We start from the raw sequence: 20,834 nt of genomic DNA, 5'->3' as shown, positions 1-20,834 counted from the left end.
GCTCACCCTTCGCGCACTGAGGGATGCCAGAACGCCGCGCGGCGCTCCAGCTGTACTAGCAAGGCGTAGGCCACCGAACCGGTCACCGCCGCCACCACAATCGCGCCCCAGACCAGCGGCATGTTCATGCGCGCGGCCTCGGTGCTGATGCGAAAGCCCAGGCCCGAGGTGGGCGAGCCAAAAAACTCGGCCACGATGGCGCCAATGAGTGCCAACGTGGCATTCACCTTGAGCGCGCCAAAGATGAAGGGCAGCGCGGCGGGCAGGCGCAGCGCCAGCAGCGTGCGCGGATAGCTGGCGGCGTAGCTGTACATCAGCTCGCGCTCCAGCTTGCCCGCGGCCTGCAGGCCCGCCAGCGTGGAAACCAGCATGGGGAAGAAGGTCATGAGCACCACGACGGCCGCCTTGGAGGGCCAGTCAAAGCCAAACCACATGACCGCGATGGGCGCCACACCGACCAGCGGGATGGCACTGGTGAGCGAGGCCACAGGCAACAGGCCGCGCTGCAGAAAGGGCATGCGGTCAATCGCCACCGCCACCGCAAAGCCCAAACCGCAGCCCAGCGCCCAGCCGATCAGCACGGCCTTGCCCACGGTCTGCACAAAGTCGCCCCAGAGCTTGGGCGCATGGTCGCCAATGGAACCAATCACCAGACTGGGCGCAGGCAGCAGCACGCGCGGCACATCAAGCGCGCGCACCAGAATCTCCCAGAACACCACCACCCAGACGCCAAACAGCGCGGCCGTGGCCATGCCCACCCAGCGGCTGCCATTGACGGCCGCCATGCGGTACACGCTGTAGCCCGCCACCAAGGCCAGGAGCAACATGCCGGGCCAGAACCACAGGGGAGTCACACCGTTGGTCATACGCCCCCCCGGCTGCGCAGCACCAAGCGCTCCACACCGGCCACGATGCCGGTGAGCGCCAAGCCCAACAGGGCCGACATGACCAGCGCCGACCAGATTTGCACAGTCTGCCCGTAGTACGAACCCGTGAGCAGGCGCGCACCCAAGCCGGCCTGCGCACCCGTGGGCAGCTCGGCCACCATGGCACCCACCAGGCCAGCCGCCACACCCACGCGCAGCGCAGGGAAAAGGAAAGGCAAGGCCGCTGGCAAGCGCAGCAACCACAGCGACTGCCAGCGCGACGCCGCGTAGGTGTGCATCATTTCAGTCTCAATCTTCTGCGGCGAACGCAGGCCCTGCACCATGGCCACAGTGACCGGGAAGAAGCACAGGTACATGGCGATAAAGGCCTTGGGCGCTGTGCCCGAAAAGCCCAGGCTGCCCAGCACCACCAGCACGATGGGCGCAATGGCCAGCACCGGCACGGTTTGTGAGGCCACGATCCAGGGCAGCAGCGCCTTGTCCAACGTGCGGCTGTGCACGATGAGCACTGACAGCAGCAGCCCCAGCGCCGTACCCATCACAAAGCCCAACAGCGTGGATTGGCCGGTGACGACGACGTGGTAAATCAGGTTGCGGGGCGAGTCCACGGGCCACTCGGTCAGGCTCTCGTAGAAGTCCATGGCCACCTGGTGGGGCGCGGGCATCAGCGGGCGCTCCATGGTCATGGTGGCCTCGAACAGCTCCATCTGCGTGTAGCCGGCCTCTTCGTCCAGCACACGTTCGATGGCGCCGGGCGCGTTCAGCGCCCAGGCCGCGCCGTACCAGGCAAGTACCACGGCCAGCAACACCACGGCGACCGGAAGCCAGTCGTGGAAGATGCGTTGCGTCAGGGTTTTAGTGGTGGCCATCGGCTAGGGCTTCACGTACTTCATGGGCCAGTGCGACAAATTCCGGCGTGTCACGCAGGCCCAGGTGGCGCTCGTTCGGCAGCGTGGAGTCAATCACCTTGACGATGCGCCCGGGGCGCGGCGACATGACCACGATCTTGGTGGACAAGTAGACCGCCTCGGCAATGCTGTGCGTCACAAAGACCACCGTGCGGCGTTCGCGCTGCCAGAGCTGCTGCAGCTGCTCGTTGAGCCGGTCGCGCGTGATTTCGTCTAGCGCGCCAAAGGGCTCGTCCATCATCAGAATCTTGGGCTCGAACGACAGCGCACGCGCAATCGACACGCGCTGCTGCATGCCGCCCGAGAGCTGCCAGGGGTACTTGCCCTCAAAGCCCTTGAGGCCCACGCGCTCCAGGTGCTCCATGGCGATGCGCTTGGCTTCCGCTTTGCCTTTGCCCTGGATCTGCAGCGGCAGCGTCACATTGGCCAGCACGTTGCGCCAGGGGAACAGCGCTGGCGCCTGGAACACGTAGCCATAGGCGCGCGCCAGGCGGGCATCGTGCGGGCTCACGCCGTTGACCAGCACTTCACCGGCGCTGATGTGTTCCAGATCGGCAATCACGCGCATGAGCGTGGTTTTGCCGCAGCCGCTGGGGCCGATCAGCGAGACAAATTCGCCTTCGTGGATATCGAAACAGATGTCGCTCAGGGCGTGGACCGGGGTGTCTGCCGTTTGGTAGACCACGCTGGCATTGCGCACTTCCACGGCTTTGCGCGCTGGCGTGCCAGCGGGCGGGGGGGCGAGCTGCCCGTTCAGTGCTTCGGAATGGTTCATTGACACGCAGTGGGTTGGGTCATGGCCGCACCAAAATAGGTCACGGCCACCGATTCATCGCTCACAACCTAACCAATTGGTCAAGTTATAGGTCGATACTAGCCAGTTCCGTGCCAGTCACACCACTGGGGTTTGTACGGGGACCGCGGGCGCCGCGCTAGGCCTGCGGTTTGACAATGGGCTGCAGACGGCCCAGTTTGTGGGCCAGTTCAATGGCCGAGCTCACGCCCATCTTCTCAAAGATGTTGGCGCGGTGGAACTCCACCGTGCGCGGGGTGATGCCCAGGTGATCGGCAATGTTCTTGTTGTAGTGGCCCAGGATGAGCTGGTCCAGCACCTCACGCTCGCGCGGGCTGAGGGACGCCAGCGCGTAGCGCAGGCGGTGCGCTTCCTGGTTGGCGTCGCCATCGGCAGCCGCGGCGGCCAGGGCCTGCTCCACGCGATCCACCAGCACGTTGTCTTGAAAAGGCTTTTCCAGAAAATCCCAGGCGCCATTTTTCACGGCCGCCACGGCCATGCCCACATCGCCATTGCCGGTCAAAAACAACACGGGCCAGGGGCAAGCCTGGGCCTTGAGCTGCTCGAACACCTGCAGCCCGGTCATGGGCGCCATGCGGATGTCCAACAGCACGACGGCCTGCGGCCATTGGCCGTGCAGGGCCTTGGTGGCCTCCAGGAACGGCGGGCCACTGTCCCAGGTGGCGGCCTTGTGGCCGCGCGAGTCAAACAGCCACGCCAAACCGTCCCGCACGTCGGGATCGTCGTCAACGATGTGGATGGCTGCGCTGGTCATGGGGTGTCTGTCTCGGGCCTGTATTGTGCCGCCAGGGGCAGCTCTACCGTGAAGCGGGCGCCGCCCAGCACCGGATCGCGGTCCACGGCAATGCGGCCATGGTGCGCCTCGACGATGGAGCGGCAGATCGCCAGCCCCATGCCCATGCCACCGTCCTTGGTGCTGTAAAAGGCCTCGAACACATGCTCACGGTCTTCCTCGTGCACGCCCGCGCCCGAGTCGGCCACGCTGAGCACGGCTACCTGCCGGGCCGCATCGGCCTGCACACGCACCTGCACTTGCGCAGGCACGCTGCCCTGGGCCGCAGACTCCTGCGCATTGCCCACCAGGTTGTTCACCAAGTGCTCCAACAGCAGCTCATCAGCCTCTATCCATACCGGGCCTACGGCGTCCACGCCCGCGGGCACCACACGCTGCAGCACGGCCACCAGGTCCAGCCGCTGCAGCGAAATCTCGCGCCGCCGTGCAATCGCGTTGACGCGCTGGATGATGCGCCCGGCCTTCTCGGCCAGGCCCGCCATGCGGGTGATCACAGGCACCGTCTCCTGCGGGCTGATGCTGCCCGCGTGCAGGCGGTTCAGCAGGCCGGTGGCAAAACTGTTCAGCGCGCCCAGCGGCTGGTTCAGCTCATGCGCCAGCGTGGACGCCACTTCGCCTACAGCCACCAGGCGTCCTGTGGCTTCCAGCCGCTCCTGCTGCTGCGCAGCCAGGCGCTGGGCGCGCTTGCGCTCGCTGATGTCCAGCACCGAACTCATCCACCCCAGGTGCGTGCCATCGGCCGCGTGCAGCGGTGCCTCGTGGATCAGCACGTCGATCAGATGGCCGCTGCGGTGCTGAAACTGCACCTCAATGCCCTGGCCCTGTGTGCCTTTCTCCAGGATGTGGTCGTGTACCTGCTGCAGGCGGCTATGGTCCTGTGGCCAGTAGGGCATAGGAGCCGACTCGCCCACCAGCTCCCGTGCCGCATAGCCCACCATGCGGCAAAAGGCCTCGTTCACATAGAGCACCCGGCCACCCAGGTCCCAGGCACGCAAGCCAATGGTGACCGAGTTCTCCATGGCCGTGCGCAGAGCCACCTCGGCCTGCAAATGCGCCTGCACCTGCTGGCGTTTCACAATGTCGCGCCGCAGCGCCCACAGGCTGACCAGCATGCCCCCCAGAAACACCATGGCCACCAGCAGGAACAGGCGGGGCACGGTAGCAGGTTGCTCCTGCACCGGGGTCACTTCCAGAAACACATCGGAGCCCGCCAGGTTCATGGCGGCGCGGTAAGGACGCAGCCCCGCCGGAGCCACGGACGGCACGCCTTCATCCAGCACCAACCGCACGCGGTGGTCCTTCGCAAACCAGTCTGGCACCAGCGCACGCACCGCCTCGTTGAGCGACAGTGCCGCCACGTAGTTGCCCACAAACTGGCCGCGCTCGAAGTAGGGCACGCCCAGCCACACGGTGTCGGTGATGGCGCCATTGGCCTCCAGCATGGGACCCGCATAGGCCGAGCGGCGCAGGCCGCGCGTGGTGGCCTGCATGGTGGCCAAGGCCTGGGCGTTTTGCGCATGGGTGCGCTCATCAACCAGCCAGCGCGAGGGCACGGGCGTCTGCACGGCACCCACCCAGCCCTGGTCCAGCAGCACACCGGGTTCACGCCAGAGCAGGCCGCCTTGCACGTCCACCGACTGCCGCGCCGCTACGCGCAGGTCTTCTTCGAGGCGACGGAAATGGAACTGCACGCTCTGCTCCAACCACTGGGCGTCAGCCGCCTGGCGGCGCGCATCTTCTTCGGTTTCAAAGTGCTGCAGGTACAGCACCAGCGCCACCACCGAAGCCACCACCAGCGCCAGAAACCCCAGCAACCACAGGCCCGGCCAGGGATTGCGTCCAGGGCCGCCCTGGCTGTCGTTTCGCAGCAGGGCGAAATCGAAGGTGGGGTCTGGTGAGTGATCGGGCATGGGTGGAAAGTGGGGTGCACTCGCATAATAGCGGCCATGCCTGCCCTGTCACCGCCCGCCGATCTGTGCCGCCGCCAGTGGCTGAAAACGGCTGTCAGTCTGGCTGCAGCGGCCACACCGCTGCGTGGCCGGGCCGCCGCGGGCACCACCATTCGCCTGTCGCATGTGGTGACACAAGACACGCCCAAGGGCATGGCGCTGGAGCGTTTTCGCACCCTGGTGGAAGAGCGCACTGCGCAGCGCATTCGTGTGCAGATTTTTCCGCAGGGCCGGCTGTATGGCGACCAGGATGAGATGCAGGCACTGCAGCTGGGCGCGATCGACATGGTGGCACCCTCGCTGTCCAAATTCGGTCCCATTGGCTTCCCCGAGTTCGAGCTGTTTGACCTGCCCTTCCTGTTCAACAGCGTGGCCGATGTCCGCCACATCACGCAGGGACCGGTGGGCCTGCGCCTGCTGGAAGGGCTGAGCCGCCAACGGCTGCTGGGACTGGGCTACTTTGACAACGGCTTCAAGCACATGAGCGCCAACCACCCGCTGCTGGAGCCGGCGCACTTTGCGGGCCTGCGCATGCGGGTGCAGTCGTCGCGCGTGATTGCGCAGCAAATGCGGGCGCTGGGCGCCTGGCCCATCACCCTGCCCTTCAGTGAGACTCGACGCGCGCTGGAAACTGGTGTGGTGGATGGCACCGAAAACCCGGTCTCCAACTTTTACACCCAGGGCATGCAGGCCGTGCAAAGCGACCTGAGCCTGACCGAGCACGGCTACCTGGGCTACGCCGTGGTGGCACACCAGCGCTTCTGGCTGGGCCTGCCCGCGGCCGACCGGGCACTGGTGCAAGAGGCGCTGCGCGAGGCCCTGGCCTTTGGCAACGACATTGCCGATGCCCACAACGACAAGGCCCTGGCCGCCCTGCATGTCAGCGGCGCCGTGCGCATCCACACGCCCACTGCCGCGCAACGCCTGCGATTCAAAACCGCCGTCATGCCAGTGCATGCCGACCTGGCGCGGCGCATCGGCCAGCCCTGGCTGGACGCGGTGCGCGCGGCCTTGCCCCAAGCCTAGACCGGGTAAACCCTAGCTGTTGAACGCCACAGTTACCTCCTTGCGGCGTCATGACTAACCTTCGCCGGTTCGTTTTTGACATTGATTCCACAAGGAGACACCATGAAACTCAAACTCATTCTGGCCAGCGCCCTGCTGGCCGCAGGCTGCGCCGTGAGCGCCCAAACCGTCATCAAATTCAGCCACGTGGTGGCCGCCGATACGCCCAAGGGCAAGGCCTCGGAATTCTTCGCCAAGAAGGCGGCCGAGCTGACCAAGGGCAAGGTGAAGGTGGAGGTGTACGCCAACAGCGCCCTCTACAAGGACAAGGAAGAGCTAGAGGCACTGCAAATCGGTGCGGTGCAAATGCTCGCCCCGTCGCTGGCCAAGTTCGGCCCCCTGGGTGTGAAGGAATTCGAGATCTTTGACTTCCCCTTCATCTTTGACGACACCGCCGACCTGCACAAAGTCACCACAGGGCCCGTAGGCACCAACCTGATGGCCAAACTGGAGCCGCGCGGCATCAAGGGTCTGGCTTTCTGGGACAACGGCTTCAAGTCGTTCTCGGCCAATACCCCCATCAAGACCCCGGCCGACCTCAAAGGCAAGAAGCTGCGCATCCAGTCCTCCAAGGTGCTGGAAGAAGAAGTGCGTGCTCTGGGCGGCATTCCACAGGTGATGGCATTCTCCGAGGTCTACCAGGCGCTGCAGACTGGCGTGGTGGACGGCACCGAGAACCCCATCTCCAACTTCTACACGCAGAAGATGCATGAGGTGCAAAAGCACCTGTCCCTTACCAACCACGGCTACCTGGGTTACGCGGTCATCGTGAACAAGAAGTTCTGGGACAGCCTGCCGGCCGATGTGCGCGGCCAGTTGGAACAGGCCATGAAAGAGACCACTGTGTATGCCAACAAGATTGCCCAGGAGGAAAACGATGCGTCGCTGGAAGGCGTGAAGAAGAGCGGCAAGACCGTGGTCTACATCCCCACCAAGGAAGAGCGCATGGCCTTCAAGAAAGCCTTGGTGCCTGTGCACGCCAAGATGGCGGAACGCGTGGGCAAGGAAACGCTGGACGAGGTGTACAAGGAAACCGGCTTCGACCCCGCCAAGCTGTAAGCGCTGCACACCATGAAGTTCCTCGATCACCTGGAAGAGTGGCTGGTCACCTTCCTGATGGGTGCGGCCACGCTCATCATTTTTGTGGCGGTGCTGCACCGCTATGCCGCCGGGCTGGCCATTCCCGGCCTGCAAGACTGGTTGCTGTCCATCAACCTGACCTGGGCGCAAGAGCTCACCATCATCATGTTTGTGTGGATGGCCAAGTTTGGCGCGGCCTATGGCGTGCGCACCGGCATTCACGTGGGCGTGGATGTGCTCATCAACCGCCTGAGCGATGCCAACCGCCGCAAGTTTGTGGTGATTGGGTTGGCCGCAGGCGCACTGTTCACGGGCGTTGTGGCCGCACTGGGTGCGGGTTTTGTCTGGGAGAACGGGGCGCACCATGCCATCTTCAAGTTCCTAGGCCAACCGATGGACGGCTTGTTTGAAGGCCCCACCACGCCCGACCTGGAATGGCCCACCTGGATGGTCTACAGCGCCATTCCGCTGGGTACCAGCCTGATGTGCTTTCGCTTCTTGCAAGTCATGGTGAATTTTCTGAAAACCGGTGAGTTGCCCCACCACGACCACGGCCATGTGGACGGCCTGGAAGGAGAGACTGCATGAACGCAGCCATCATTTTTGTCCTGCTGATGGTGCTCATGCTCACGGGCATGCCCATCTCCATCTCGCTGGGCCTCACGGTCCTGACGTTTCTGTTCGGCTTCACGCATGTGCCACTGGAATCGGTAGCGCTCAAGCTGTTCACCGGCATCGAGAAGTTCGAGATCATGGCGATCCCGTTCTTCATCCTGGCGGGTAACTTTCTAACCCACGGCGGTGTGGCACGGCGCATGATCAACTTTGCCACCAGCATGGTGGGCCACTGGTACGGTGGCCTGGGCCTGGCGGGTGTGCTGGGTTGCGCCCTGTTTGCCGCAGTGTCGGGCTCCAGCCCGGCCACCGTGGTGGCGATTGGCTCCATCCTGCTGCCCGCCATGGTGAAGTCCGGTTTCCCGAAGAGCTTTGGCGCCGGCGTTATCACCACCTCGGGCGCTTTAGGCATCCTGATCCCGCCCTCGATCGTGATGGTGATGTACTCGGTGGCCACCAACACATCGGTGGGCGCTCTGTTCATGGCCGGCGTGATTCCCGGCCTGGCATTGGCCGGTGTACTGGGTGGAGTGACCTGGTACCGCGCACGCAAGTTCAACTACCCACGCCTGCCCAAGGCCACCTGGGGCGAACGGGCCAAGGCTTTCCGTGCCTCGGTATGGGGCCTGCTGCTGATCGTGATCGTGATGGGTGGTATTTACACCGGCATCTTCACACCAACCGAAGCCGCCGCCATGAGCGCCGTGTACGCCTTCTTTGTGGCTGTGTTCATTTACAAGGACATGCGACTCAAGGACGTGCCCCGTGTGCTGCTGAACTCGGCCAACATGTCGGCCATGCTGCTGTACATCATCACCAATGCGGTACTGTTCAGTTTCATCATGACCAACGAAAACATCCCGCAGGCCCTGGCCGACTGGATGCTGGGCCACGGTCTGGGCATGGTCACCTTCCTGCTGGCAGTGAACGTGATCCTGCTACTGGCGGGCAACTTCATGGAGCCTTCTTCCATCGTGCTGATCTTCGCACCCATCCTGTTCCCGGTGGCGATGAAGCTGGGTATTGACCCGGTGCACTTCGGAATTATCATGGTGGTGAACATGGAGGTAGGCATGTGCCACCCCCCAGTGGGCTTGAACCTGTACGTGGCGTCGGGCATTACCAAGATGGGCATTACCGAGCTGACGGTGGCCGTCTGGCCGTGGCTGCTGGCCATGCTGGGCTTCCTCGGCGTGGTGACCTATTGGCCCGGCCTAAGTCTGTGGTTCCCCCGCATGCTCGGCATGTTGTAGCCCCTACTTCAGGAGCGCGCTATGGCCCCCTTTCGCTCTGCCCTTCTGGGCTTCTGCATGGCCACCGCCACCGTGGCGGCCATGGCGCAAATCCGCATTGGCCAAACCGTGGGGGTGACCGGTGCGGTGGCCGCCACGGTGAAGGAGTCTAGCTTCGGCGCACAGCTCTACCTGGACGCCATCAACGCCAAGGGCGGTGTGGGGGGCGAGAAGATCGAGCTCATCACGCTAGACGACAAGTTCGACCCCAAGCTGACCGCGGCCAATGCGCGCGAGTTGATTGAACAGCGCCAGGTGCTGGCGCTGTTCATGACACGTGGCACGCCCCACACCGAAGGCATCATCCCCCTGCTGGACGAGCACGGTGTGCCCCTGCTGGCACCCTCCACCGGCGCCATGGTGCTGCACACGCCGTTGAAAAAACATGTGTTCAACGTGCGTGCCACCTACCAGCGCGAAGCCGAGCGGGCCATTGCCCACCTGGCCGCCGTGGGCGTGACGCGCATTGCCGTGGTGCACGTGGATGACAGCTTTGGCTCCGACGGCCTGGAGGGCGCGCAGAAGGGCCTGACTACGGCCAAGCTCACAGCCGCCGCGGTGGCCAAGTTTGACCGCAGCAAACCCGACTTCACGCAGATAGCCCCCGCCATGGCCAAGCTGGCGCCGCAGGCCATCATGGTGATTGGTTCAGGCACCGCGGTGGTGGACGGCATCAAGGCCATGAAAGACGCGGGCAGCAGCGCGCAGTTTTTGACCCTGTCGAACAACGCATCCAGTGGCTTCGTCAAGCTGCTGGGTGACAACGCGCGCGGCGTGATCGTGAGCCAGGTGCTGCCGCAATCGCTGAACTACGCACTGGTGCAAGAGGCCGCACAACTGGCCAAGGCCCATGACATTCTGGAGGTGAGCCCCGCCATGCTGGAGGGCTTTGCATCGGCCAAGGTGCTGGTGGAGGCCCTGCGCCGCGCCGGCCCCAAACCCACGCGCGAGAAGCTGCAGGCCGCACTCGAATCCCTGGGCAAATTTGACCTGGGTGGACTGACGCTGAGCTTCAGCCCCACCGACCACACCGGGCTGGATTTTGCCGACCTGTCCATCATCTCGGCGTCGGGCAAGTTCCGCCGCTGAGTGAGGCTGGCGGCAACGAGTCGCTTAACGGTAAAACGCCTCGACCTTGCCCTTGATCTTGATCAGCAGGGGCTTGCCCTTGCGGTCCACGGTCTTGCCCGCGGGCACCTTGACCCAGCCTTCGCTGATGCAGTATTCCTCCACATCCATGCGCTCCTTGTCGTTGAAGCGGATGCCAATATCGTGTTCAAACACGGCAGCCACGTGGTGGGGGCTGCGCGGGTCGATGGACAGGTGGTCTGGCAGGTCGGGGCGGGGAGTGGGTTCGGTCATAGCAAGCTTTTTCGGGAAACCGCGAATCTATACCAATTTTCACCCCCGGGGCCGCGCAAGGCGCGGTTGGCGTCAGAACTTGTAGCCAATGCCGATGGAAAGCACGTTTTCCTTCAGGCTGCTGGTGGTGCCCGTGGAGAAGCTCACGTCCCTGAATTGGTTCACGTCGTAGCCAGCCTGCCAGTACATGTTTTTGTCCAGCATCTGGCGCACACCCAGGCCGTAGCCCACGCCCTGTACGTTGGCGGTGTTGGCACCGTCATCGGCCGACGCTGCGCCGTAGATGGACGACACCTTGCCGTAGAGCTGGAAGTTGTTGGCCAGGGCCACGGTGGGAATGATGTCCAGCGAGTACCGGTTGTTGATGGTGGCTGCGGCGCCGCTGGCATAAGTACCAGCCTGGTGGACACCCGAGCTGTAGGACGCGCCCAGCCCCAAGGCAAAGTTGGGGGCCAGAGACCAGTCATAGCGGGCCTGCAGACCCAGGGCGGTACTCTGTCCGGTGTCAGATGTTCCGTCGGTGGCGTTGGACGCACCCCGGGAGAACTCGGCCGTGGTGCCGATGCTGAAGCCCGACAGATCATTGGGGCCAGCCGCGAAGGCGGAGGAAGCCGCGATGGAGCCCAGTACGAACGTGGTCAGGAGAAGTTTTTTCATGAGAAGGTCTCAAAGTGAATGAGCCTTCATGGTGGCGAGGGGCTGTAAAGCCAGCGTGGCGGGCTGGCAAAAGTGCGTAAACGTGAGAAACCAGCTTGCAACCGTTTGTAAAGCACCCTGCCGCGGGGATGACAGCGCCGCTGCGCGGCCGTGTTTATAGTGAAGCCATCTCCACCTTCAGGCGAACACTCCCATGCGCATTTGGCAAAAACCGGCTTCTATCGAGATCCTGACCCGCATCAGCGAGAACACGGCCGTGCCCCATCTAGGCATCGAGTTTCTGGAGGTGGGCGATGATTTTTTGGTCGCGAGGGTGCCGGTAGACTCGCGTACGCACCAGCCGCTTGGCCTGCTGCACGGTGGCGTGTCGGTGGTGTTGGCGGAAACGCTGGGCTCGTGTGGTGCCAACCTCGCCGCGCCGCCGGACCATAACGCGGTAGGCCTGGACATCAACGCCAACCACCTCAAGGGCGTGAAGAGCGGCTGGGTCACTGGTGTGGCACGGCCGGTGCACATAGGCCGCACCACCCACGTCTGGCAGATCGACATGCGCAACGATGCAGGCGAGCTGAACTGCGTCTCGCGCATCACCATGGCCATCCTGGCGCCACGTTAATCCTGCGCAACACCAAACCCGCCCCCCCCCGGCGTGTGGATTTCGAACACGTCGCCCGGCGCCATCTCGGCCTGGCCAATGTGGCCCAGGTCTTCGGTCCGGCCGTCGGCGCGCACTACGCGGTTCAGCCCCACCTGCCCGGGCTGGCCACCGGCCATGCCAAAGGCGCCGTGCACCCGGCCATTGCTGAGGATGCTAGCGGTCATGGGCTCCAAAAACCGTACCCGGCGCACACCGCCGTTGCCCCCCTTCCAGCGCCCTGCACCGCCAGAACCCGGCTGGATCTCGAAGCTCTCCAACCGCACCGGGAAGCGAAACTCAAACACCTCGGGGTCCGTCAGGCGGGAGTTGGTCATGTGGGTCTGGACCACACTGGTGCCGTCAAACCCCTCGCCCGCACCGCTACCCCCGCTGATGGTTTCGTAGTACTGGTGCCGGGCGTTGCCAAAGGTGAAGTTGTTCATGGTGCACTGGCCGCCGGCCAGCACGCCCAGGGCACCAAACAGCGCGTTGGTCACGCAGGTGGAAGTCTCCACATTGCCCGCCACCACCGAGGCCGGCGGGTTGGGATTGAGCATGGAGCCAGCCGGGATGATGACATGGATGGGCTTGAGGCAACCGGCGTTGAGCGGAATGTCGTCGTCCACCAGGGTGCGGAACACATACAGCACGGCCGCCATGCACACCGCGGTGGGCGCGTTGAAGTTGTTGACCTGCTGCGGGCTGGTGCCGGTGAAATCCACCTCGGCACTGCGGCTGGCCGCGTCCACGCGGATGGCCACCTGGATCTGCGCGCCATTGTCCAGCGGCAGGGTGAACTGGCCATCCTTCAGGCGCGAGATCACGCGGCGCACCGATTCTTCGGCGTTGTCCTGCACATGGCGCATATAGGCTTGCACCACGGGCAGGCTGTACTGCGCTACCATGCGGCGCAGCTCTTGCACGCCCTTCTCGTTGGCGGCGATCTGGGCCCGCATGTCGGCTAGGTTCTGCGCCGGGTTGCGGCTTGGGAACTCACCGCTTTGCAGCAGCGCCACCATTTCGGCCTCGCGCAGCACACCGCCATCCACCAGCTTGAAGTTGTTGATCTGCACGCCCTCCTCCTCGATGCGGGTGGAGAACGGCGGCATGGAGCCAGGCGTGGTGCCGCCGATGTCGGCATGGTGGCCGCGGCTACCCACATAGAAGGCCACCTGGCCATCCAGGTAGACAGGCGTAATCACCGTCACATCGGGCAGGTGCGTGCCACCGTGGTAAGGGTCGTTGAGCGCATACACATCGCCGGGCCGCATGGTGTCGGCGTTCTCGCGCATCACGGTCTTGATGCTCTCGCCCATTGACCCCAAGTGCACCGGCATGTGCGGTGCGTTGGCGATCAGGTTGCCGTCGGCATCAAACAGCGCGCAGCTGAAGTCCAGCCGCTCCTTGATGTTCACCGAGTAGGCGGTGTTCTGCAGCTGCAGGCCCATCTGCTCGGCAATGTTCATGAACAGGTTGTTGAACACCTCCAGCAGCACCGGGTCCACCGTGGTACCTGCTGCGAATTTGATAGCGCGTTGCGCAATGCGCTCCAGGGCCAGATGGTCAAATGCCGTCACACGGGCGGTCCAACCGGGCTCCACCACGGTGGTGGCGTTTTTCTCGGCAATGATGGCCGGGCCGGGAATCTGGTCACCAGGGCGCAGATCCTCACGCACCACCAGCAGCGCGTCGTGCCACTGGCCGCCCGAGTACATGCGCACCGTCTCGCGGCTGGGCACCGGGCGGCTTGCCTGCAGCGTGTGGCGCGGCTCGGCGGGCGCGTCACCCGCCACCACCGACTCCACCGACACGGCCTCCACCACCAATGACTTGCCCTGCATGAGGAAAGCAAAGCGCTGGCGGTAGGCCTCTTCAAAGCCGGCCTGGATCTGCGCCACCGTGCCGAAGGGTACGACCAGTGCGGTGTCGCTACCGTCATAGCGCACATGCACGCGGCGCTGGGTGCGGATGGCGCCGGCGCTGACCTGCTGGCGCTGCAGCTCGGCCTCGGCCGCGCCGGCCAGCACCTGCAGCCGCGCGGTGATGCTCAGCAGGTTGGACTCCTGCAAGGCCAGCTCCACCGCCTGCTCGCGGATCACGTTCTGGTCCGCCAGGCCCATGCCGTAGGCGCTGAGCACGCCGGCCAGCGGGTGCACAAACACCTGCGTCATGCCCAGCGCGTCGGCCACCAGACACGCATGCTGGCCACCGGCACCGCCAAAGCACTGCAGCGTGTAACGCGTCACGTCGTAGCCGCGCGCCACCGAGATCTTCTTGATCGCATTGGCCATCTGCTGCACGGCGATGTCGATAAAGCCCTCCGCCACTTCCTCGGACTGGCGGCCGGTCTGGTCGGCCAGCACGGCGAACTGGGCTTGCACGGCCTCCAGGCTCAGCGCCTCGTTGGCGTTCGGGCCAAACACCTTGGGGAAGTAGCGCGGTTGCACCTTGCCCAGCATCACATTGGCATCGGTCACGGCCAGCGTGCCGCCGCGCCGGTAGCTGGCCGGGCCAGGGTTGGCACCTGCGCTCTGCGGCCCCACGCGGAAGCGTTCGCCGTCGAACTTCAGCAGCGAGCCGCCGCCAGCCGCCACGGTATGGATGCTCATCATGGGCGCCCGCATGCGCACACCGGCCACCTGGGTTTCGAACTCGCGCTCGAAGGCGCCGGCGTAGTGGCTCACGTCGGTGCTGGTGCCGCCCATGTCAAAGCCAATCACCTTCTCATGCCCGGCAATGGCCGCGGTGCGTGCCATGCCCACAATGCCGCCGGCCGGACCGCTGAGGATGGCGTCCTTGCCCTGGAATACATTGGCATCCGTCAGCCCGCCCGAGGACTGCATGAAGAACAGCTTCACGCCCGGCATCTCGTGCGCCACCTGCTCGACATAGCGGCGCAGGATGGGCGACAGATAGGCATCCACCACCGTCGTGTCACCCCGGCTCACAAACTTCATCATCGGGCTGGTCTCGTGCGAGGTACTGATCTGCGTGAAGCCCACCTCAGCTGCCAGGCGCTTGGCGGCCTGCTCATGCGCGGTGAACCGGTAGCCGTGCATGAATACGATCGCAACACTGCGCAGCCCCCGTTGGTATTGCGCGAGCAGCTCCTGTTTTAATAGCGCCTCATCCAACACCTGGACCAATTCACCTTGTGCACCCATGCGCTCCTGCGCCTCCACCACCGCGCTGTACAGCAGCTCGGGCAGCACGATGTGGCGGTCGAACAGGCGCGGGCGGTTCTGGTAGGCGATGCGCAGCGCGTCGCGGAAGCCGCGGGTGGTCACCAGCAGCGTGGGTTCGCCGCGGCGCTCCAGCAGCGCATTGGTAGCCACGGTGGTACCCATCTTCACGCATTCCACCAACTCCGGCGTCACCGGCTCGCCGGGCTGCAGGCCCAGCAAATGGCGGATGCCGGCCACGGCCGCGTCCTTGTACTGCTCTGGGTTTTCGCTGAGCAGCTTGTGGGTGGTCAGCGAACCGTCGGGGCGCTTGGCCACGATGTCGGTGAAGGTGCCGCCCCGGTCGATCCAGAATTGCCAGCGTTTGGTGTCCACGGTGGGGTTTTGGTATTGCATAGTCGTACGGCTGTGGTTTAGTGGAAGTAATACGGAACGAAGATGGCGCTGGCCTCGTGGCCCACAGTGCGCACCCATTCCCGGGAAAAACGTTCGCCCATGCGCTGAAGCTCGTACTCCAGCTCACTGGGCAGGCGGTCCAGCTTGATGCCGTGGCTTTGCAGGGTCTGCACGGCCTTGCGGGCCTCGGCCTCGCTGCTGGCCCAGCCGCGCTGTTCGGCCGCAGTGGCGGCCTTCAGCACCTGCGCCTGCACAGCAGGGGCCAGCGCGTCAAAATTCTTGGCGTTGGCAAACACCAGGTTCTTGGGGAACCAGGCGCGGATGTCGTAGTAGTACTTGATGGGGCCCCAAACCTGGTTCTCCACGCCGGTCACCGCCGAGGTGATCATGGTGTCCACCCGGCCGTCCTGGATGGCCGGGCCCACGTCGGCCATGGGCAGGTCCACCGAGCTGGCACCCAGCATCTCGGCAATACGCACCGTGGTCTGGTTGTAGGTGCGCATGCGCAGGCCCTTGAAATCGCCCGCGGTCTTGATGGGCCGCGTGGCGTACAAGCCCTGCGGCGGCCAGGGCACGGCGTACAGAATCCGCAGGCCGCGCTGGGCCAGCTGCCGCTCCAGCACCGGGCGTTGCAGCTGCCACAGGCGCTGGGCGTCCTGGTAGGAGCCCACCACAAAGGGAATCGCATCGGCCCCGGCCAGCGGCAGGGCTTGCACCATGCCGGTCATGATGGCTTCGCCCGCCTCCACCTTGCCGTCTTCCACAGCCTGGCGAATCTCGGACAGCTTGAACAGGCTGCCATTCGGCGCCACCTCCACCCGCAGTTGCTGGCGCGTGGCGGCCTCTACATCACGGGCGAACTGCAGCAGGTTTTCTGTCTGGAAGGACTCGGCGCGGTAGCCCGACGCCAGCTTCCACACGGTGGGTGCAGATGGCTGTGCCTGCAGCGCAGGGACGTGCGTGACCAACACTGCACAGAGTGCAGTTTTCCAAAGGTGTTTCATGGCGAACTCCGGGGGTTAAAGGGGGCTGGCCCACCGGCCAGCGACTGTGCCCGCTTACACGCTCAGCCCTGGATATCCGTGATGAACATCTTGCCCGGCGCATGGGTGATGCACAGCGGCAGGCCACTGGCCTGGGCCACGGCCTGGGGCGTGACCCCGCAGGCCCAGAACACCGGCACCTCGTCGGGCAGGACGTCCACCGCATCGCCATAGTCGGGGTGCGCCAGGTCCTGGATGCCCAGCGCCTGCGGGTTGCCCACGTGCAGCGGCGTCCCATGGGCGAGCGGAAAGCGGCCCGACACCTCCACCACCTTGGCCACATCGCGGCTCTTGATGGGCCGCATGCTGACCACCGTGGGGCCCTGGAAGATGCCCGCCGGGGTGCACGGCAGGTTGGTGCGGTACATGGCCACATTGCGCCCCTGGTCCACATGGCGCAGCGGTATGCCCGCCTGGATGACGGCCGACTCGAACGAGAAGCTGCAACCGATCAGAAAGGTCACGAAGTCGTCTTGCCACAGCGCAGCAATGTCGCTGCGTTCTTCCGTGAACACGCCATCACGGTACACGCGGTAGCCGGGCAGGTCGGTGGCGATGTTGGCACCGGGTGCGCAGGCGGGTTCCAGCTGGCCCGGCGCCAGCACCTCCACCAGCGGACAGGACTTGGGGTTGCGCTGACAAAAGAGCAGGAAGTCAAACGCCTGCGCCTGCGGCACGATCATCATGTTGGCCTGGATGAAGCCGGGCGCGCAACCCGCGGTGGGCTGCACAAAGCTGCCGCTGCGGCTGGCCTGCCGCACGGCAGACGGGGTGGTGAAGGGGGTGGTCATCAAAACTCCATTCGTCAAAAGTGGGGCTTCACAGGCCGAGGTAGGCCTTCTTGACGCGCTCGTCGTTCAGCAGGTCCTGGCCACTGCCCTGCATCACGATGCGCCCGGTCTGGATCACGTAACCATAGTGGGCAATGCCCAAGGCCTTCTGCAGGTTCTGCTCCACCAGCAGGATGGACACACCCGTGGCGTTGACCTGCTGGATCACGTCCAGCACCTTGGTCACAAACTTGGGCGCGATGCCCCAGGAGGGCTCGTCCAGCATGAGCAGCTTGGGGCGGGCCATGAGGCCGCGGGCAATCGCCAGCATCTGCTGCTCGCCACCGCTCATGGTGCCGGCCAGCTGCGTGGCGCGCTCCTTGAGGATGGGGAACAGCGTGAGCATTTCCTCGGTGCTGTTTTGCACCTCGTGCTTGTCCTGGCGCGTGTAGGCGCCTAGCTCCAGGTTGCGCAGCACCGTGAGCCCGGGGAACAGGCGGCGCCCCTCGGGCACCAGCGACAGGCCCAGCGGCACGCGCTGGTGGGCGGGCATGCGGTGGATGGCTTGGCCGTTGAAGGTGATGCTGCCGGCAGCCGCGGCATTCAAGCCCGCCACCGCACGCAACGTGGTGGACTTGCCATTGCCATTGCCGCCGACCATGGCCACGATCTTGCCGGGCTCGACTTTCAGGCTGACATCGGAGATGGCCAGCACGTCGTCGTAGCAGACTTTGAGGTTGGTGATTTCCAGCATCATCAGTCTCCCAGGTAGGCGGTGAGCACCACAGGGTCGTTCGACACCTGTTGGGGCGTGCCTTCGGCGATCTTCATGCCGCGGTCCAGCACCACAATCTTGTCAGCAATCGGCATGATGCCTTCGAGCACATGCTCGACGATCAGGCAGGCAATACCGCGGTCGCGGATCTTCAGCACCACGTCCACCGCCTCGCGCACTTCAGACGGGTTCAGACCCGCCATCACCTCGTCCATCAGCAAGATCTTGGGTTCGATGGCCAGCGCCCGGGCCACGGCCAGGCGGCGCTGTTCGCTGATGGTCATGCTGGCGGCAGGCTTGTCGGCAAAGCGCTGCAGATTGGCAAAGGCCAGCCACTCCACGGCCGCCTTGCGCGCCTTGGCCACGTTGTGCTGCAGCAGCATGGCCGCGGCCATCACGTTCTCGCAGGCCGTCATGCTGGTGAAGGTGCGCGCCACCTGGAAAGTGCGGCCCACACCGGCACGGGCACAGGCCTCGGGCGGCAGGCCTCCGATGTTGCGGCCGTCCAGTGTGATGCTGCCGGCACTGGGCACGTAGTAGCCCGCCACGCAGTTGAACATGGTGGTCTTGCCCGCACCGTTGGGCCCTATCAAACCCACCACGGTGCCCGCGTCCACACTGAACGAAACATCCTGGTTGGCGGTCAGACCACCAAAGCGTTTGCTGACTTGGTTGACTTGGAGCAGGCTCATACACCTTCCTTGCTGGCCGAGGCCGCGTGCGCCGCAATCTGGCGCGACGCATCAGCACGGGCGGCGTGGCGCTCCTTGCGCGCAGTCCACCAGCCCAGGATGCCTGTGGGGTAGAACACTGCCACGCCGATGATCAGACTGGCGTAGATGATGACGTCGGTGCCGCGCCCGCTGCCGCCGAACAGAATGCGTGAGAACTCCTCGATGCTGGTAAGGATGACCGCACCCACCACCGGGCCGAGCAAGGTGCCCACGCCCCCCAGAATCGCCACCAGCGCCATCTTCACCGACAGGGCGGTGGAGAGCACGGAGTTGGGATCGATGTAGAGCTCTTTCTGCGCATACAGGCTGCCACCCAGTGCGGTGAAGAAGGCGCTGACCGACAAGGCCACCTGCTTGTAGCGGGCGATGTTGATGCCGATGCTGCGGGCCGCATCGGGCTCGTCCTTGATGGCGCGGAAGTAGTAGCCCAGGTAGCTGCGCTCGATCCACCAGTTGGCCGCCAGCGTCAGCAGCAGCAGGCCCAGGGCCAGCCAGTAGTAGGGCAGCTTGGTGGCGAAGTTCATCCACAGCCAGCCCTGCTTGTCCATGGGCACATACAGGCCCACAGCGGCACCGCCATATTCCCACTCGGTGAAGAAGATCTGCACCAGCTCGGCCACGGCAATCGTGGCCATGGCGAAGTAGTGGCCCTTGAGCCGGAAGCACGACCAGCCAAACGCCAGGCTCAGCAGTACTGCCACCACACCACCGGCCAGCACACCCAGCCAGGGGTTGAGGCCGAAGTTGATCAGCAGCACGGTGGAGGTGTAGGCACCCAGCCCGTAGAACGCAGCGTGGCCCAGAGACACCTGACCGGCGTAGCCGCCCACCAGGTTCCACGACACACCCAGCTGGGCGGCCATGAGCACCAGGATCACGGTGTTGAGGTGAGAGGCATCCACGAGTGCGGGCACCGCCAGCGCCGTCGCAATGGCGAGCAGAAGAAAGAGAAGAGGTTTCATGTGTTTCATGCCTTGCCCATGAGGCCCTGCGGGCGGAACATCAGCACGCCCAGGAACAGCACCAGCACGATGGCGGTCTTGTACTGCGGCCCGAGCAGCAAGCCACCCATGACCTCGATCACGCCGACCAGAATGCCGGCCCAGAAGGCACCCGTGACACTGCCAAAGCCGCCCAGGTTGACCACCACAAAGGCCAGCAGAATGAAGCTGGCCCCCACGTCGGGGAAGATGGGAAAAAAAGTAGCCAGCAAGCCACCTGCGGCACCGGCACAGGCTGCGCCAATGCCCCAAGCGAGCGAGAACATCTTGTGGGAGTCGATACCCATCAGCCGTGCGGCTTCCTTGTCAGAGGCCGTGGCTTCCAGTGCGGCGCCCAGGCGGGTGCGGTTCAAGAAGAAATAGACCAGCCCTGTGACCACGATGGCGCCCAAACCGGCCACGAGCTGCGGAGTACCAAGCTGGATGCCCAACAGCTTGACCGAGCCGCTGACCGACGAGTTTTCAATGGAGCGGAAATCTGGTTTCCAGAGGAACTGGGCCACGCCACGCAACAAGATCATGATGCCGAAGGTCGTAAAGATCTGCGACAGCATGGGTGCATTGACAATGCGCACAATCACCAGCTTGTAGAGCAACACCCCAAATGCAAACAGCATGAGCACCGTCAGGGGCAACGTGAGCAGCGGGTCCAACGCATACAGCGAGAACATCCAGAAGGCCGAGTACATGCCCAGCATGAGGAACTCGCCGTGCGCAAAGTTCACGATGTCCATGACGCCAAAGATCATGGTCAGACCGATCGCCACCAGGGCGTAGATCAGTCCGATCAGGATGCCCGAGGCCAGCGTCTGCAACAGAATGTCCGTGGTCATTTTTCTCTTTCAAATCAGGGCAAAGGCCTGGGGCGCGGGTT

At 64.4% G+C, this 20,834-nt stretch carries 20 protein-coding genes; 6 read left to right on the top strand and 14 right to left on the bottom strand.

Annotated features, from left to right (window positions below; genetic code table 11):
* Positions 1–2: 2 nt before the first annotated feature.
* The 5 genes from AC1DZ5_RS04890 to AC1DZ5_RS04870 form a co-directional block, all read right to left on the bottom strand.
* Entirely contained in the window at positions 3–866 is an 864-nt protein-coding gene (locus AC1DZ5_RS04890; RefSeq protein ID WP_477886640.1) for an ABC transporter permease, read from the bottom strand.
* Positions 863–1,756 carry an ABC transporter permease gene (locus tag AC1DZ5_RS04885; protein WP_477886638.1) on the bottom strand — a complete coding sequence of 298 codons (894 nt, stop codon included), beginning with the start codon at positions 1,754–1,756 and terminating at the stop codon, positions 863–865. Before AC1DZ5_RS04885 ends, AC1DZ5_RS04890 begins: the two co-directional genes overlap by 4 nt.
* Entirely contained in the window at positions 1,743–2,570 is an 828-nt protein-coding gene (locus AC1DZ5_RS04880) for an ABC transporter ATP-binding protein (protein WP_477886636.1), read from the bottom strand. The genes AC1DZ5_RS04885 and AC1DZ5_RS04880 overlap by 14 nt, the downstream gene beginning before the upstream one ends.
* Before the next feature lie 157 nt (positions 2,571–2,727).
* Positions 2,728–3,363 (bottom strand): response regulator transcription factor, encoded by a 636-nt coding sequence (locus tag AC1DZ5_RS04875; protein ID WP_477886634.1) that lies wholly within the window; start codon positions 3,361–3,363, stop codon positions 2,728–2,730.
* A complete protein-coding gene (locus tag AC1DZ5_RS04870) occupies positions 3,360–5,312 on the bottom strand; it encodes a two-component system sensor histidine kinase NtrB (RefSeq protein WP_477886632.1) in 1,953 nt (650 codons plus the stop codon). Before AC1DZ5_RS04870 ends, AC1DZ5_RS04875 begins: the two co-directional genes overlap by 4 nt.
* Positions 5,313–5,348: 36 nt before the next feature.
* Here AC1DZ5_RS04870 and AC1DZ5_RS04865 point away from each other — a divergent pair, with 36 nt between their 5' ends.
* The 5 genes from AC1DZ5_RS04865 (at position 5,349) to AC1DZ5_RS04845 (ending at position 10,492) form a co-directional block, all read left to right on the top strand.
* Complete coding sequence (locus AC1DZ5_RS04865; protein ID WP_477886630.1) at positions 5,349–6,377, top strand: DctP family TRAP transporter solute-binding subunit; 1,029 nt, start codon at positions 5,349–5,351, stop codon at positions 6,375–6,377.
* A gap of 102 nt (positions 6,378–6,479) precedes the next feature.
* Positions 6,480–7,475 carry a TRAP transporter substrate-binding protein gene (locus tag AC1DZ5_RS04860; RefSeq protein WP_477886628.1) on the top strand — a complete coding sequence of 332 codons (996 nt, stop codon included), beginning with the start codon at positions 6,480–6,482 and terminating at the stop codon, positions 7,473–7,475.
* Positions 7,476–7,487: 12 nt separating this feature from the next.
* Complete coding sequence (locus tag AC1DZ5_RS04855) at positions 7,488–8,084, top strand: TRAP transporter small permease (protein ID WP_477886626.1); 597 nt, start codon at positions 7,488–7,490, stop codon at positions 8,082–8,084.
* Positions 8,081–9,364, top strand: a complete 1,284-nt coding sequence (locus tag AC1DZ5_RS04850; protein WP_477886624.1) for a TRAP transporter large permease — start codon at positions 8,081–8,083, stop codon at positions 9,362–9,364. The genes AC1DZ5_RS04855 and AC1DZ5_RS04850 overlap by 4 nt, the downstream gene beginning before the upstream one ends.
* Positions 9,365–9,385: 21 nt before the next feature.
* Positions 9,386–10,492, top strand: a complete 1,107-nt coding sequence (locus tag AC1DZ5_RS04845; protein WP_477886622.1) for an ABC transporter substrate-binding protein — start codon at positions 9,386–9,388, stop codon at positions 10,490–10,492.
* 24 nt (positions 10,493–10,516) lie between these two features.
* Here the strand turns inward: AC1DZ5_RS04845 and AC1DZ5_RS04840 are convergent, their stop codons facing one another.
* Positions 10,517–10,765 carry a DUF3297 family protein gene (locus AC1DZ5_RS04840; RefSeq protein ID WP_477886620.1) on the bottom strand — a complete coding sequence of 83 codons (249 nt, stop codon included), beginning with the start codon at positions 10,763–10,765 and terminating at the stop codon, positions 10,517–10,519.
* 72 nt (positions 10,766–10,837) lie between these two features.
* Entirely contained in the window at positions 10,838–11,422 is a 585-nt protein-coding gene (locus AC1DZ5_RS04835; RefSeq protein ID WP_477886618.1) for an outer membrane protein, read from the bottom strand.
* Between the two features lie 193 nt (positions 11,423–11,615).
* On the opposite strand from AC1DZ5_RS04835, the gene AC1DZ5_RS04830 reads away from it, so the two are divergent.
* Positions 11,616–12,038, top strand: a complete 423-nt coding sequence (locus AC1DZ5_RS04830) for a hotdog fold thioesterase (RefSeq protein WP_477886616.1) — start codon at positions 11,616–11,618, stop codon at positions 12,036–12,038.
* On the opposite strand, the gene AC1DZ5_RS04825 is transcribed toward AC1DZ5_RS04830, so the two are convergent.
* From AC1DZ5_RS04825 to AC1DZ5_RS04795, 7 genes are all read right to left on the bottom strand, one after another.
* Entirely contained in the window at positions 12,035–15,637 is a 3,603-nt protein-coding gene (locus AC1DZ5_RS04825; protein ID WP_477886614.1) for a hydantoinase B/oxoprolinase family protein, read from the bottom strand. The two genes, AC1DZ5_RS04830 and AC1DZ5_RS04825, sit on opposite strands and share 4 nt — an antisense overlap.
* A gap of 17 nt (positions 15,638–15,654) precedes the next feature.
* Positions 15,655–16,641, bottom strand: coding sequence for a TRAP transporter substrate-binding protein (locus tag AC1DZ5_RS04820; protein WP_477886612.1), 987 nt, complete (start codon positions 16,639–16,641; stop codon positions 15,655–15,657).
* 62 nt (positions 16,642–16,703) lie between these two features.
* Positions 16,704–17,471 (bottom strand): putative hydro-lyase, encoded by a 768-nt coding sequence (locus AC1DZ5_RS04815; protein ID WP_477886610.1) that lies wholly within the window; start codon positions 17,469–17,471, stop codon positions 16,704–16,706.
* A 28-nt stretch (positions 17,472–17,499) separates the two neighbouring features.
* Positions 17,500–18,204 (bottom strand): ABC transporter ATP-binding protein, encoded by a 705-nt coding sequence (locus tag AC1DZ5_RS04810; protein WP_477886608.1) that lies wholly within the window; start codon positions 18,202–18,204, stop codon positions 17,500–17,502.
* A gap of 2 nt (positions 18,205–18,206) precedes the next feature.
* Positions 18,207–18,917 carry an ABC transporter ATP-binding protein gene (locus tag AC1DZ5_RS04805; protein WP_477886606.1) on the bottom strand — a complete coding sequence of 237 codons (711 nt, stop codon included), beginning with the start codon at positions 18,915–18,917 and terminating at the stop codon, positions 18,207–18,209.
* On the bottom strand, positions 18,914–19,921 hold the full coding sequence (locus AC1DZ5_RS04800; protein ID WP_477886604.1) for a branched-chain amino acid ABC transporter permease: 1,008 nt from the start codon (positions 19,919–19,921) through the stop codon (positions 18,914–18,916). Before AC1DZ5_RS04800 ends, AC1DZ5_RS04805 begins: the two co-directional genes overlap by 4 nt.
* Before the next feature lie 5 nt (positions 19,922–19,926).
* Positions 19,927–20,793 (bottom strand): branched-chain amino acid ABC transporter permease, encoded by an 867-nt coding sequence (locus tag AC1DZ5_RS04795; RefSeq protein WP_477886602.1) that lies wholly within the window; start codon positions 20,791–20,793, stop codon positions 19,927–19,929.
* Positions 20,794–20,834 lie beyond the last annotated feature (41 nt).

This window comes from Rhodoferax sp. P1_F3 (genome assembly GCF_056405715.1).
Note: the sequence above shows the minus strand (reverse complement) of the source record. Positions and strands in the feature narration are given on the sequence as shown.